Genomic DNA, 14,983 nt, shown 5'->3' with positions numbered 1-14,983 from the left:
TGTCTGTCGGCTTCGCTTGCCATGTGGAAGCAGCACATCATAGCCACTCCAAAGAAAGCACCGATTGCAAATGTAACAATTAAACCAATAACATAATATACCATAAATTATCTCTCCTTATCCTGTTGTCTTTTCCGATAGGCAATTTCAAGCAGTTTGATTATTTCGTTTTCAATCTGTTGTTTTGTATAGCCTTTTGGAAAATATCTTTTAATTTTTTCTTCATCAAATGTGATTTTGATTTTTTCGGGTTTTTGCTCCTGCATAATTGATAATACAACTTCGGGATTGAGATTTCCGTCCTCGTAAAATCTGCGGAGCTTTTTAGACTGTTCAATAGAGGGAGCACCTTCTTCAACTTCAATAGCTGATACAACCTCTGCTTGAGCTTTTGTGCCAAGATACGATAACTCAACTGCGGCATTGAGTGCAATTTCATTGTTATCTACCATTTCAAGCAACGGATCAATAAGATTATTTAGTCGAATGTATCGAAATATCTGATTCTTACTTTCTCCAATTTCTTCAGCTAAAAACTGTGCTGTCCTCTTGTTTTCATAATCGTTCCCAATTTGGGAACAATTTTCTTTTGTTGGTCTGCCTGCCTTTCTATTCATAGCATCAAGCTTCATTTGATATGCCTTCGCTTTTTCGCTCGGCAATATATGTTCTCTCTGCAAATTGCTATCCACAAGAAGAATAGTAGCAGTATCATCATCTAAATCTTTAATTACAACGGGTATTTCAGTAATTCCGGCAATTTCACAAGCCTTAACTCGTCTGTGTCCTGAAAGTATTTCATAACCACCTTCGGGATGTGGTCTTGCAACAACGGGAGATAACACTCCGCTTTGTTTTATACTTTCTACAAGTTCGTCCATACTTTCATCAAGCAGAACCTTAAAAGGCTGTTCTTCAAAGGGTTTTAACTCGGATATGGCTACGGGTTTGATTTCCTCTGTTTTTCTGCCTTCGTCAGTTTTGAATAAATCATCGTATGATTTCAGACCTATGTTTATTGCGTTGTTTGGCATTGTCCAACACCTCCTTTGTAAATTCTCGGTATGCGTTAGCTGCTTTACCATTTTTGTCATAAGCAAAAATACTTTTACCTACGGCAGATGTTTCAGCAGCTTTTACAGAGTGAGGGATTTCTGTTTTGTAGATAGTTAAGTTTTTGGAATAGCTCATCCTGATTACTCTTGAAATATCTTTAGCATAGTTCGTTCTACCGTCAACCATAGTCAAAAGTATTCCGCCAATTTTTAAGTTGGGGTTAATTTGTCTTTTAACCTTTCCGACAGTAGTTAATAACTGTTCCAAACCTTTTGCCGGGAGATAATGTGCCTGAACCGGAATTATTACCTCGTCCGCAGCAGCAAGAGAATTTATGGTGAGCATACCCAAAGAGGGAGTACAATCTATCAACACATAGTCATAATTGTTTTTTACTTGGTCGATATAATTCTTTAGTGCCCGTTCTCTGTTCATTACAGTAACAAGAGCTGTTTCCATACCTGAAAGCTCAATGTTCGCAGGAACTAAATCAACACCTTCATCGTGATGTAAAATTCCCTCGCCATTTTGAATAGGTTGTTCATTCAAAGCCTTTGCCATAAGTGTTGACAAGGTTATTTCCATTCCGTCAGGGTTTTGAAATCCCAAGCTTTCTGTTAAACTTCCCTGAGCATCGCAATCTATAAGCAAAACCTTTTTACCCTCATTTGCAAGACCGATACCCAAGTTAGCAGTAGTGGTTGTTTTTCCAACACCACCTTTTTGATTAGCAATAGCAATCACTTTACTCATTGTTTATCATTCCTTCCTTAAAAATTTGCCATATCGTGTTTTACTTTTGCTGAATACCAATTATCAGCCGTTTCAAAAGACCGATAAATTGTTGTAATTAAAAATGCCCGTATATTACGGACATTAGATGTGTTATCTTTAAGAGCATCATATATGTACTCAATGTGTGAAGCATCAATCTTCAAAAATCTGCTTTTGACTACCTCGTGAGGATAGTCTTGTTTGTTTACTCTGATATATGGTTCTTTACTGCAAACTACATCAACCATAATCTCAACAATTTCATCAAGCCATACTGAACTATATCTTTCGGACATAATATCGTACTCAATATTTTCTTTTATGAGTGATTTATATGTATTTCTTTCTCGCATCCATCTCATCGTATCTGTTTTGTTGTCGGGGAGCAGGAATGGTGGTTCGCTAACAGGATATGATATGATAGGAGTTTCACTCAAATCAGTATTATTAAAATTATTATTATTTATATTATTATCATTAGGTAGTGATTTTCGCATTTCTTGATTATCGCTTATCACGATTCTTGATTCGTGATTTTCACTTTTCTTGATTTGTGAATCTAACGATTCTTGATTCGTGATTTTCACTTCTCCTGAATCGTGATTTTCACTATTCTGTATTTGTGATGTTATGCGAAAGTTTTTTACATAGATAATATTTGGCTTTCCTAAGCCTTGTCTGCGTCTTTCAATAAGACCAATTCCTTTTACTGTATCAAGTTCCGATAAGAGCTTTCCGGCTTTTTGGTCAGCACAGTTCAAATCTTCCATAATATCCATTATCGTGTAAACAATATACACTCGATTTTCTTCATCAAACCATCTGTTTTTTACCGATAATCCCATACGGTCAAGCATTAGACCATACAAAACCTTTGCATCCGTTGACACATCTTTGAACATTTTATCCTTAAACAATATCTTCGGAATGCGATAAAAGGAAAACTGTTCTGCTTCGCTACCATAGAAATAATCAAATTGCAATGACATTTTTTACACCTCCTGCGTTAAATTTTTGCAATAAAAAAAGGTAGTCGTTATAAAAACAACTACCTTAATCAAAGACACATATTAAATTGTAAATAGAAAAGAGCAGACAAATATCTGCTCATTTCCATTCATAAGTTCTTATAAGATTTCAGAGTCATATCAAGGCTCAAAAGTAGTAAATTAGTAGTAAATTCACATTGAAACCTTACGAGAAACCCCTTATTTAAGGGGATTTGAGATTAAAAAGACAATTTTCGTATCGAATCTTGTCGTTTTTGGTGCCCGAGACCGGAATCGAACCGGTACGGCTTTAAGGGCCGCAGGATTTTAAGTCCTGTGCGTCTGCCAATTCCGCCACTCGGGCAGGCAACAGAAATACTATACCACAAAAAAATGCAGTTGTCAAGCATTTTTTGTGAAAAAACTACCCTAAAAATGAAGCCAATAACAGCATGGGTAATACTTTTTGGTATATTGAATCAAAAAGATACCCCGGAAGCGGATTTTTCCCTTTCCCGATTTCAATGGTGAAAGCAGGCTTTTTGTATTGTGTCACAAACCAGTCATTTAGACCGCCGTACGAGGCAAAGCCCTCTGTTTTGTCGGGCAGATAGCCGCTTTCGGCACACAAAGCCTTACAAATGGAATATGAGCAGGGCGGCGTGTCTTTTCCGTAGTCGTAATAAATCACTTCGCCTTGCGAATGTAATGCAATGCACATGTCAAACGCATTGCTCCGCACATAATCACACACCGCACGGGTTTCCGGCTCGCTTTCCGGATACATTCCGCTGTAACGGGTTGTGCCTGCTGTGATCCCTTGTTCCTTTTCCAGTTTTTTGTAAGCGGAAAATCCAGCATCGTAGTTGTGATTTAAATCCACACCTCTTGCGTTACTTTGCCATACTTTTTCAGGATTGTGTGCAGAAATTTCAATGCCGTCGGGGTTTACCATGGGCAGAATGTGCAAAGTGGCAGTTGCGGATAACGCATTTACATTAAATCCGCAAAGACGTCTGTTTTTTTGCATCGCTTGCTGACAATCCTCCGCAAAGCGTATAAGGCAGGGCGCGGTCAGCCATTCTGCACCGTGATGCGCGCCATTTATAAAAATCTGTTTTGCGCCGTTCCCGATTTTAAACAGATACAAATCTCTGCCTGAAAGGCTCTTGCCGATGGTAAAAAAAGAAATACCTAACTGTTTCAAATCATTCGTCAGACGCTTGTGTGTATAGGCTTGCCTGAAAGGGTACAAGAGTTTTTCACCTCCTGCTTTCAGTATATGCAATTGCCCGAAAAATGGCGAAAAAGAACTGTAAAAAAATTGTAAAAAAGGTGTTGCTTTTTTGAAATTGATGTGCTATAATATACTATATAAAATAGGCTATTTATCTACAGGGAATGAAGGGAGCAGACCAATGCGCATAAAATCCATCTACAGTTTAAAAGAAATTGCAGGCGATTTTATGGTGATTCGCACGGGTGCATCTCTGGTGGATTTAACCGATTCGTTCACGTTGAATGAATCGGCGGCACTCCTCTGGCGTACGCTGGAAAAGGGTGCGGAGAAAGCAGACCTGATAAAAGCTTTAACATCCGAATACGATGTTTCCGACGCGGAGGCAGATGCAGATGTGGATGCATTCTTAGCATTTTTAAAGCAAAAGGATATGCTGGAATGAAAATTATAGAAAAAGAAATGGCACAGCTGGTTGCGGTGATAAACGAGCCTTTGGAAGAGGGTAAGGAGGCGGCGTTCACCGTCCGTGGCAACAGCATGTGGCCTCTGCTCTTAAGTGGCAGAGATAAAATAACGGTCAGGAAATCCGACAAATATCGTAAATACGATATCGTATTATATAGAAGAGAAAACGGAAGCTTCGTGTTGCACCGCATTGTGGGCAGAAAAAAAGATGCCTTTGTGTTGGCAGGGGACGGGGAGCTTGAAAAAGAGTATCCCATCTATCCGTCACAGATTCTGGCAAAAGCCGTTTCGGGTGTAAGAAAGGGCAAAACGTTTTCTTGTAGTGCTTTTTGCTTTAAGGTGTACAGCGTTTTGTGGGTGAAGCTCTTTTATGTGCGTGCCCCGCTGACCCGGACAGGCGTAGCATTGAAAAGGTGGTTAAAACGTGTTCGCAAAGCTTAAAACCCATTCGTTTTTCAGCCTTTGTGGGCGATTTAAATGGTATTTACTGTTACTGACTCTGCTTGGTACAGTCGGCTCGGTGGTAGGCGTATGGTTTGCATTTGCCTCTAAAACCGTAGTGGACGTAGCGGCAGGCGAGGTGCAGGGAGATATAGTTTCTGCCATTATCATTTTAATGGTACTGGTGGTATTACAGCTTGTAATTCAGATTTTAAATTCCCGCTTTTATGTAATTGCGGCAGGTAAAATCGAAATGTATCTGCGTTCTTTGTTGTTTTCGGAGCTTTTAAATAAGAAGCTGAACGAAATCGAAAAAATGCAGACGGGCGAGCTGATTAACCGCATCAACAGCGACACCGGTGTGGTGGTTTCGGCGGTTGTGGACATTGTTCCGGCAGCCATTGCCCTTTCGGTACGGCTTCTGCTTTGCCTCTGGGCACTGTTTAAGTTGGACGCACAAATTGCTGTTTTATGTTTGATATTAACACCCTTTATGTTTTTGGCAGGCGGAATTTTCCGCAGAAAGCTTAAAAAAATGCATAAGGGATACTTAGAAAGCGAAGGGAAAATCCGTTCCTTCCTGATAGAAGCCTTTGGGGCGCTTACGGTAATCAAAACCTTTGTGAAAGAGAAATTTTTCGCAAAACAGATGGAAGACTATCAGCAGGCAAGCTTTAGTCGGCAGAAAGAGAAGAATATGTTTTCCATCATGACCTCAACCATGTTTTTCTTAGCGGTAACCGCAGGTTACTACGCGGCACTTGGTTGGGGTGCCTATAAGATTTCGGTCGGTGCAATGACTTTTGGTACATTGCTTGCGATTTTGAATCTTATAGGACAAATCGAATCTCCGGTTCGGAGCATTTCCTCGCTCGTTCCGCAGTGGTATGCCGCATCGGCATCGCTTGAGCGAATTGAGGAACTGCAAAACCTGGAAACGGACTTACCGCCCGTTTTACCGCAATCCGACTGGAGCGCAATCGATTTCTCATGCGTTTCCTTCGCATATGAAGGAATAAGCATTTTAAATAATTTTTCCGCAACCGTACCGCGGGGCAGTGTGGTTACTGTCGCCGGCGAGTCCGGAATCGGAAAAAGCACATTATTTAAATTGCTTCTCGGGTTTGAAACACCCGGGAGCGGAGAAATAGCTCTGCTTAAGGAGGATGGAACAAGATGCGCGCTACATTCCGGAACGCGCAGCATGTTTGCCTATGTTCCGCAGGTTAACCTTCTTATGTCAGGCACAATAGCACAGAATATCGCCTTTGGGAATCCGGTTAATTCCGAAAGGTTAGAGAAAAGTGCGAAACAGGCTGAACTGTGGGGTCTTATTCAGTCACTCCCGCAGGGATTCCATACAGAGCTTGGGGAAAACGGATACGGCTTGTCCGAGGGTGAAGGACAGCGTGTAGCTATTGCCAGAGCGTTGTATGCTGATGCGGAAATTTTGCTCATGGATGAAGGAACTTCTGCATTGGATTGCGAGACTGAAAAAAAGGTTCTGGAAAACCTGAAAGAGATGGGACGCACCATCATCCTGATATCTCATCGGGATAAAGCTTTCGAATTTTCCGACATGACAATTGATTTAGGCAGAAAAGAAGGTTGAGTACATAGCAAAACTCAAAAAATTTGGAGGGATTCTAAATGAAGAAATCATGCGCTATGAAACTTCTTGCCGTGGCTCTTGTTGTGATTCTGACAATGAGCACCGGTCTCAGCGCAATGGCCGCTTCTGTGACATCTTTTACTCGCTATGACGGCGATACAGTAAACGTTGAAACACAGGTTACCGGCCTCGATGAAGAAAGCATGGTTACTTATCTCGTAACCGACAACACTTCTTTAGCCGCTACAACAGATGCAAAGATTAAAGCCATCGATCAGGTAAACGTTGGCAACAACACAGCTGTTGAATTCGGCTACACCACAACTGCTGATGCTATCGAAACCGACAAAATCTATGTTGGTGCTGATACCTGGACTGCAGCTACAGAATCCGGTAAGGTAAAGGCTGCTTCCGGTGCAAACGTTGTGGAAAACGGTATCGTTTCCGAACCGCTCGCAGCAAACATGGAACTTTTGGCAGAAGAAGGCGAAGCTACCGCTGTAACTCTGGCAGGTTCTACCTCTGACAAGGTTGCATACGTATTGGTTGACGGTGCTGAAGTTGACTTCGCAATCAAAGATACTGATGAAATCTATGTATTTGAAGCTTTGACCAAAGACACCATCATCAACATTGGTTACTATGCGCCTATCGTTACCGCAGCATCCATCATCGATGCAATGCCCGAAACCTTGGAAAAGGGAACACACTTCGTATCCAGCAACACCGGTGCACAGTCCGGTACTGTCGGCTTCTTGAACGCAAGACAGTTCTCTGCTGACGACAACAACAATTCTTATGGTGACGCCTTAAAAGCTTGGTACAAAACAACCGAAGCTAAAACCGCAAACATGATTCTGACCGGTGCTGTTATCAAAAAGGTTCTGGCTGGAACACCGGGTGAAAATGGTTCCGTTGCTTATGACGGTGGCTCCACCAATGCGGATAACGTATCCGCTGCTGAATATGCGGTTATCAAAGAGCTTTTTAAAGGTCAAGAAGCAGAATTGGATGATGCTACAGAATACACCATTCCTGTAAACTATGGTTCAGGCCAGGACTGGATCATGCATGTTGGTTCCAGCAACTCTATGGATACTACCCTTAACGTACCCGTTGCAGGTACCTACACCTTAGCATTCCGTATTGGTGCATATCAAACTACTCGTGTTCCTAAAGTTGCAGTGAACGGCGGTTCTTTTGTTGCTTCGACCATGTATTCCGAAATCTCCGGTGGTGAAGGTGATCCTGGTTGTATTGCAACCGTTGACGTTGCTTTGAACGCAGGTGAAAACACAATTGCTATCAGAAACAACGCAAGTTCCGTTTTGCGTTTCGACTTCATGGTTGCTTTGGCAAAAGACGCTATGGCTGACAAAGTTCTCGAACAGATGGATAACGCTAGAGGCTATGCAACCGGCAGAACCGGCGGATATGTACCTGCTTTGGATACTGTAACCGGTATTGATGTTTACTCCGATGTTGTAGTTACCTTGGGTAAGGTTGTTCAGACCGAAAACTCTATCACTGCTTTTGCACGTGCTACCGGTGACTACTCCGAATGCGGTATTACAGTTGACACAGACAACTATAAGGCTTTGGCAGTAAGCGATGGTTCTGACGACATTAATTACAAGGGTGCTTATGCAGTTGAACTCTACAGCGATGACGCTGCAGATATCGAAGCTCTTGCAGGTACCGCTATCAAAGCATACGCAGATGAAGTGGTATCTGAAACAAAATATATTCAGTAAGGTGAACACGAAAGGAGACGCAAATTATGAAAAACTATGTTAAACCCATGATTGCGGAAGCCGAACTGTTCACACAGGAAGCTATCGCAGTTTCTATCCCGAAGACTCGTTATAACCTGGGTACACAGGATGCTGCAACTTTGGAAAAGTATGTTCTTGAGAACAACGAAGTTGTTAGCCAGCTGGTTGGTTCCAGATATATCAGATCCTGATAAGGGATAACAAATTTAAGTTGGAGAAAAGGCAGATGTTTTACAGTATAGCAGGTATTAAGGTTAAGATTCACGGTGAAAGCCGTATGGAGCCGGTTCCGGTTTCCTATATCGCAGACCTTAAAGGGCTTTGCTATAAAAGACAAAATGCCTCCAACGAATTCAATGAAATTGATGCATCGGGGGAGCAATTCTCTCCCGATGCTTCTCTTTTACAGGTATTTACCAAAGAACAAGTTGAGCAACAGCTTGCAAATAAGCCCGTGATTGAAAATACAGCACGGGGCATTAAAGAAACGGATGCAGACGGCAACAGCCGGTATGTGTGCCACCGTCTTTCGGCGTATAAAACCGAAGAGGGTCGGGCAGATTTTGAGATTTTTTACCGTGTCGTGCCTGCGATTACTTGTCCGGAAGGAGAGATAATCGGCACGGTACGCGGATTTTTGTGTGTGAAAACAAGTGAGGGGATCACCCTTTTGAATACATTGGATTTCTTTTCAGAATACACGGTGCGCATGGATTTCAATTCAGATTTTTCTTTGTGTACAGTAGAGATTTATGACATGGAAAGTGTGGGCGGTCTCGATTTAGAGACTAGGCTTCACAGCTACATCGGCGAAGCATTTGCTTATATGGCGCTGAATCGAAAAAGAGTGGTGTTTCACTCTTCTGCGATTGCCTTTAATGGGGTTGGAGTATGCTTTTCTGCGCCCTCCGGCACAGGAAAGTCCACCCATGCAGAGCTGTGGGAACAATATTATAATGCAGAAAGGCTCAATGACGATACGCCTGCGTTGTATGTGGAAAACGGGGTCGCGTATGTATGCGGAACACCCTGGAGCGGTAAGTCGGAGTTGAATCTCAATCAACAGCTTCCGCTTAAAGCTATTGTGTTTTTGTATCAGTCGCCCGATAACAAAATCGAACGGATAAGGGGGATGGATGCCCTGAAGAAAATGCTTTCCGAAGCAAAAATTCCGGAGTTTTCCGAACAGTTCCAGACGGGTCTTTCGGTGGTGAGCGATGTGCTTTCGTCCACACCTGTCTATGCCTTAGGCTGTAACATCTCCAAAGATGCTGTGGATTTGGTTAAGGATACTTTGCAGTTATAAAAACAATGACTCCACTATAAAATAAACATAAAAAGAAAGAAGGAACAGACATGAAAAGATTGATAAGTTTAGTGCTTGCGACAGGTATGATGCTTGGCACAGTTACTGCATCCGCGGCAGAATTCTTTGATTTGCCGCAGGATCACTGGGCGTACGGAGCTGTACAGCACGTGGCATCGAAAGGTGTGATCAACGGCTATGAGGATGGCTCATTCCGACCTGCCAATGTGGTAACCCGTGCGGAATTTGTTAAAATGATTGGGGAAGGTCCGGTTGTACGGGAAACACCCTTTGAAGATGTGGACGAAACCCATTGGGGCTATAAGTACATCATGGCTTCGGGCATGGAAGTGAAAGACAATAAATTTTTGCCGGAACAGCCGATTTTAAGAGGGGAAGTTATTGACCTTTTGTGGGCGAGAAACGGCAGTCCCGAAAATGCGGAGGCGTCCTGTGCAATTACCGGTCAATGGGATAACCGCAAATCAGTTGCGTGGGCATACTCTACAGGTCTTATGATTGGGGATGACGGTGTAAACTTACGTTTAAAGGACACGCTGACCCGCGCGGAAGCTGCAACACTTATTCAGCGCAGTGAAGGTTTGACCATTGGTGTTAACACTTTAAGACCGCATGTTGACGACCAGACACTTCTGTTGGTTTTGAATGGCTCGGGCGTTTTGGATACAGTACAGAATGATGTATTAAAGCCCATGACAAATATGGAATTAGCCAAAGCAATAACGAGATATGAATTTGGCGAATCCAATCCGCTTGTTACCACCTATCCGAAAGGAGCGGTTGATACCACAGACGGCAAAAGATGGGCTTATGTGGCAGACGCGTATCTTGGGTGCGCAGATTACACTGAAGAGAAAATGGCTGCACAGGCAACGCTTTCAGATGCACTGGCAGGGCTGACCGGTGCGGCAATGCGCGCGGCAAAGCAGGATCAGAAATTTACCCGTTCCAAGGTCGGCTACGAGGGTATCGAAGCAACCGGCTCTAAAGATTTATTTTTGAAAATTGCAAAGGGTATCGGTCTGGAATTTGAGGGAGAACAACCGCTTACTGTTGGTAAGTTTGCCTACATTTTGTTCCAGCTTGACCGCTATGTGGGCACAAAAGTATCGTATGTGAATAGTGTTGCAGTAAACGAATCTGTTGAAATGCATGCAGCGGATTATCCTGCGAACATGGCTGAGTATCCTGTTATTTTAGAAAGCATTCCGAAGCATATATACGAAGCACCGTTTGCAATTGCAGGCGAAAATGATTACGATTTCACCAGAGAATATCATAGTGTTTTCCACGGCGTTCTGACCAGATGGGCGCAAAGTGTGTCTGTCAAGGGTTGTAAAATTCAGTTCACTTATTATCCGTCGATGGTTAAACATTGTGGGGATGACCGCTATATCATGCGCGTAAAAATGACCGTTGACGGCGATCCCATGAGAAAGACTCTGGGCTATGTGTTCAAGGAACAGTATGAGGGTGAAACGGATTTCCCGCTTGGTGAAATGTATCTGGATATTTACACCAAAGAACGACTGACAACAAATATTTACGACACGGAAAATCTTGTGATTAAGAGTGTTTTGAAGTGATTTGAAACGACCGATTTTTAATCGGTCGTTTTTTGTCGTTAAAAAGCTTTTAAAAAGCCGTTTTTGAGGTGTAAAAAGTTGTGAAAATACTTGACTTTTTTGTAAAAAAAATATATAATAATTATATATGTATAAATGATAGCTTGGGAGGAATGTATGAAACGGTTTGGGATAATAATTTTGTCTGTATTTATGATGCTGATTCTTGTTGGCGTCTGGATTATATGTGACAACTGGAATACAATTACGGCACTGGTTGATTCGGTTCGCTACACATCGGAAGAGTTAGAGGTGCAGATGGAGGAAACAAAAGAAGAATTACAGAATTTTCTGGACGAAAACGAAGCAATTGTCGTGCGCGATTTGAACGAAGAAGAACAAAACGCACTCAATGAGGGGAAGATTTCGGGTGATCAGGCGATTCTGATTCTGACCGGTCAATCTACACTGGAGGAAGAAATTCGGAAAGCAGAAGCCGGAGAGGTTCCGCCACCCGTACAGCAAACAAACGAAGATACGGGGAACAGTGAAGAAAACGGTAAGAACGACAATCCCGGAGGTGCGGATAACAAGCCCGTGCCCGACAAGCCCGGAAACGTGACGGTCGGCAAGGAAAATCCGGGTAACATTTCAACGGGAAAGAACAATGCACCGACAACTTCGGGAAACAAGAATACAACAAGCAACAATTCAACCCCGTCCGGGAATAATAACAATACTGCAAGCGGAACAACTTCAGGAACGGCTTCAAGTCAGGGCGGTACGACAGGTACAACGTCTGCACCCGAACCGAGCGGTAACAATAATGCCTCTGCCGATCAGAAAATTTCGGAATACATTGCACAGCTTTATGTTTATAAAAATGAATTTTTGAATCGCCTCGCGGGACTGGAAAATACAATATCCAATGAGTTCTATTCACAGCCTCAGTCAGAATGGAACAGACCCAATAAGGAGCGGATTGTTTCCAAGTACATGGGGCAGGTCGGTCAATGGGAAAAGGAATGCGATTCGAAGGTGTATGGCGTTCTGGACCAGATTGAAACGACATTGACCGAGGCGGGCAGAGATACCTCGGTGGTAACTAAGATTGAAGAAAATTATCTGAATGAAAAGCGATTGAAAAAAGCGTTTTACATGGAAAGATATACAAAATAAGGAGGAATAGGATATGAATATGAAACGAATTTTTGCGTTGTGCCTGAGTATTTGTATGCTGTTGACCATGGTGCCTGCAACAGTATATGCAGGTACAAGCCGCTTTGTGGATTTCCCGACCGGCTGGTCGCAGGAAGCTATGACTGCAGCGGTAAACAACGGATTGCTGGTAGGCGTATCTGATAATGAAATCAAACCTGCAGACAATCTGACCCGTGCAGAGTTTGCAACTATTGTAGCCCGGGCGTTCGGTGCTTCTACAGTTGCGGATATCTCGGCATACACGGATGTACCGCAGGATGCGTGGTATTATACATACATTGCAAAGGCTGTAAAGATGGAGGCTATGCAGGGTAAGAGTGCAACCGAAATGGATCCGGAAGCAAACATTACCCGTGAAGAAGCTTTCACTGCTTTAGCAAGAGTGTTAGTACTTGAATCTTCTGATTACAGTTCCCTTTCTAAGTTCCCGGATGCTTCGGAAATTTCTGACTGGGCAAAGCCTTACCTTTCTGCACTTTCTGCAAAGGGCTATGTGAACGGTGACCATAACGGTTATGTAACACCGAAAGCAAATATCACCCGTGAGGAATTTGCACAGGTAATGCACAACATGATTAAGCGTTACATTGTAAATCCCGGAACATACAGTGAAGTGCTTCCCGGCATTACGGTTGTACGTTGCGGCGATGTAACCATTAACGGTACAGTTCAGGGTGATCTGGTCATCGGTGACGGTGCTATGAAAAATCCCGTGATGCTCTCTAATGTAAGCATCAACGGCAGATTGCTTACCCGTGGCGGTACCATGACATTGAAAAACACAACCACTGATGAAGGCGTTGTAGTTAAAAACGTAAATGGTGTAACCCAGTTTATGAACTACAGAACCGAAAAGGTGTTTGAAGGTATCCGTGAAATTACAGAAGCGGAATTCTTGAAGATTGGCGGCAACTTTGGTAATGCGTCTTCCGGTTCTGCTGCTTCAAAAGAAACTTTGACCTTCTATGTGGATGATGAAGTGTTTGGCACAATTACCGTAAAATACGGTTCTGTTATCGGCGATAAACTGCCGGAAGCACCTGAAAAGGAAGGGTACACCTTCTTAGGCTGGTACAAAAATGCATCAGGTGAAGGTGAACCGATTGGCAAAGATACTGTTGTGAAAAACAGCTTTGATGTTTACGGTGTTTGGGAAGCCAAGACTTATGACGTAACCTTTAATCCCGATAATGACGAGGCACCTGTTGTTGTAACCGGTACTTACGATGTGGCAATCGGCAGCGGAATGCCTCTTGCTCCGAGTAAGGATGGATTTGTGTTTGCAGGATGGTTTGATGCAAACGGTGTGGAAATCACAGAAAACACGATTGTAAAAGGTGCAATTCATGCCACTGCAAAGTGGGATCCCGAACCGGTTGAAAGCTTTAAAGTAACCTTTAAATCCGGTGGTATGATTTATGCAACCGTATATGTGGAAGAAGGGCAGGCAATTGGTGCACAGATGCCTGCGGATCCCACAAGAACCGGTTATGTGTTCGCAGGCTGGGAAGATGCAAACGGAAACCCGGTAACGGACGCAACTGTAGTGAACGGCGTTATGGATGTGAATGCAATCTGGACAGCTGAAACCTACAACCTGGTATTTGATGCAGATAACGGCGAGGCGCCGGTTACAATTGTTGGAACTTATAACGAAGAAATCGGTAGCGATATGCCCTCCGACCCGAGCAAAACAGGGCACACCTTCGTTGGTTGGGAAGACCAGAATGGTAATCCTGTAACAGAAAACACAGTTGTTCGCGGTCCGATGAACATTACCGCAATCTGGGATGTAGACGAGTATACCTTAACCTTTGATCCCGATAATGGCGATGCGGTTATTACCGAAAACGTAGAATACAATACAGCAATCGGCACGAAATTGCCTGCAAATCCCAGCAAGGCAGGTCATATATTCCTGCGATGGGAAGATGAAAACAGTAATGCAGTAACCTCTGCAACCGTTGTAACCGGTCCGATGAACATTACAGCGATTTATGAGCTTATTCCGATTGGTAATTTCAAAGTAACCTTCAAGGTTGACGGTGCAGCTGTTTCTGAAATTTATGTAGCAGACGGCTCTGCTATCGGCGGACAGATGCCCGCTGACCCGACTAAGACGGGTCACACCTTCTTACGTTGGGAAGATGAAAATGGTAACGAAGTAACTTCTGCAACCACTGTAACAGCGGAATTGATTGTAAACGCAGTATTTGATGCAAATGATTACACCTTAACCTTTGATCCTGATAACGGTGGTGCGGTTACAACCATTACCGTAACCTACGGCGATGCAATCGGTTTGCAGATGCCCTCTGACCCGAGCAAAACAGGTCACACTTTTGTTGGTTGGAAAGACCAGAATGGTAATCCTGTAACAGACGCAACAATCGTTGAAGAGGATATGCAGATTACAGCAGAATATACTGTAAACGATTACACTTTAACATTTGATCCCGATAACGGCGGTGCGGTTACAACCATTACCGTAACCTACGGCGATGCAATCGGTTTGCAG

At 43.1% G+C, this 14,983-nt stretch carries 14 protein-coding genes and 1 tRNA gene; 9 read left to right on the top strand and 6 right to left on the bottom strand.

Features of this window, described 5'->3' with window-relative positions; all coding sequences use genetic code 11:
• From IJE10_01080 to IJE10_01055, 6 genes are all read right to left on the bottom strand, one after another.
• Positions 1–104: DUF3789 domain-containing protein (locus IJE10_01080; protein ID MBQ2966696.1), on the bottom strand; the 104-nt coding region annotated here is incomplete at its 3' end.
• A gap of 3 nt (positions 105–107) precedes the next feature.
• Complete coding sequence (locus IJE10_01075) at positions 108–1,034, bottom strand: ParB/RepB/Spo0J family partition protein (GenBank protein ID MBQ2966695.1); 927 nt, start codon at positions 1,032–1,034, stop codon at positions 108–110.
• Positions 991–1,809, bottom strand: a complete 819-nt coding sequence (locus tag IJE10_01070; protein MBQ2966694.1) for a ParA family protein — start codon at positions 1,807–1,809, stop codon at positions 991–993. Before IJE10_01070 ends, IJE10_01075 begins: the two co-directional genes overlap by 44 nt.
• 17 nt (positions 1,810–1,826) lie before the next feature.
• Entirely contained in the window at positions 1,827–2,819 is a 993-nt protein-coding gene (locus IJE10_01065; GenBank protein ID MBQ2966693.1) for a replication initiator protein A, read from the bottom strand.
• Between the two features lie 276 nt (positions 2,820–3,095).
• Positions 3,096–3,183: transfer RNA gene (locus IJE10_01060), tRNA-Leu, on the bottom strand.
• Positions 3,184–3,243: 60 nt separating this feature from the next.
• Positions 3,244–4,074 (bottom strand): M14 family metallocarboxypeptidase, encoded by an 831-nt coding sequence (locus tag IJE10_01055; GenBank protein ID MBQ2966692.1) that lies wholly within the window; start codon positions 4,072–4,074, stop codon positions 3,244–3,246.
• Between the two features lie 163 nt (positions 4,075–4,237).
• Between IJE10_01055 and IJE10_01050 the strand changes: the two genes are divergently transcribed.
• The 9 genes from IJE10_01050 to IJE10_01010 form a co-directional block, all read left to right on the top strand.
• Positions 4,238–4,501 carry a PqqD family protein gene (locus IJE10_01050; GenBank protein MBQ2966691.1) on the top strand — a complete coding sequence of 88 codons (264 nt, stop codon included), beginning with the start codon at positions 4,238–4,240 and terminating at the stop codon, positions 4,499–4,501.
• Positions 4,498–4,965 (top strand): S24 family peptidase, encoded by a 468-nt coding sequence (locus IJE10_01045; GenBank protein ID MBQ2966690.1) that lies wholly within the window; start codon positions 4,498–4,500, stop codon positions 4,963–4,965. The genes IJE10_01050 and IJE10_01045 overlap by 4 nt, the downstream gene beginning before the upstream one ends.
• The gene (locus tag IJE10_01040) at positions 4,949–6,577 is read left to right on the top strand and encodes an ABC transporter ATP-binding protein (protein ID MBQ2966689.1); all 1,629 of its coding nucleotides are present in this window, start codon (positions 4,949–4,951) and stop codon (positions 6,575–6,577) included. The genes IJE10_01045 and IJE10_01040 overlap by 17 nt, the downstream gene beginning before the upstream one ends.
• Before the next feature lie 38 nt (positions 6,578–6,615).
• Complete coding sequence (locus tag IJE10_01035) at positions 6,616–8,331, top strand: hypothetical protein (protein MBQ2966688.1); 1,716 nt, start codon at positions 6,616–6,618, stop codon at positions 8,329–8,331.
• A gap of 26 nt (positions 8,332–8,357) precedes the next feature.
• A complete protein-coding gene (locus tag IJE10_01030) occupies positions 8,358–8,543 on the top strand; it encodes a hypothetical protein (protein MBQ2966687.1) in 186 nt (61 codons plus the stop codon).
• A 35-nt stretch (positions 8,544–8,578) separates the two neighbouring features.
• Positions 8,579–9,658, top strand: coding sequence for a hypothetical protein (locus tag IJE10_01025; protein MBQ2966686.1), 1,080 nt, complete (start codon positions 8,579–8,581; stop codon positions 9,656–9,658).
• Between the two features lie 50 nt (positions 9,659–9,708).
• Positions 9,709–11,265, top strand: a complete 1,557-nt coding sequence (locus IJE10_01020) for an S-layer homology domain-containing protein (GenBank protein MBQ2966685.1) — start codon at positions 9,709–9,711, stop codon at positions 11,263–11,265.
• A 156-nt stretch (positions 11,266–11,421) separates the two neighbouring features.
• On the top strand, positions 11,422–12,423 hold the full coding sequence (locus tag IJE10_01015) for a hypothetical protein (protein MBQ2966684.1): 1,002 nt from the start codon (positions 11,422–11,424) through the stop codon (positions 12,421–12,423).
• A gap of 13 nt (positions 12,424–12,436) precedes the next feature.
• On the top strand, positions 12,437–14,983 hold a 2,547-nt coding region (locus IJE10_01010), incomplete at its 3' end, for an InlB B-repeat-containing protein (protein MBQ2966683.1).

The organism is Clostridia bacterium, from assembly GCA_017410375.1.
Lineage (GTDB): Bacteria > Bacillota > Clostridia > RGIG6154 > RGIG6154 > RGIG6154.
This window is presented reverse-complemented; position numbering and strand designations above follow the sequence as displayed.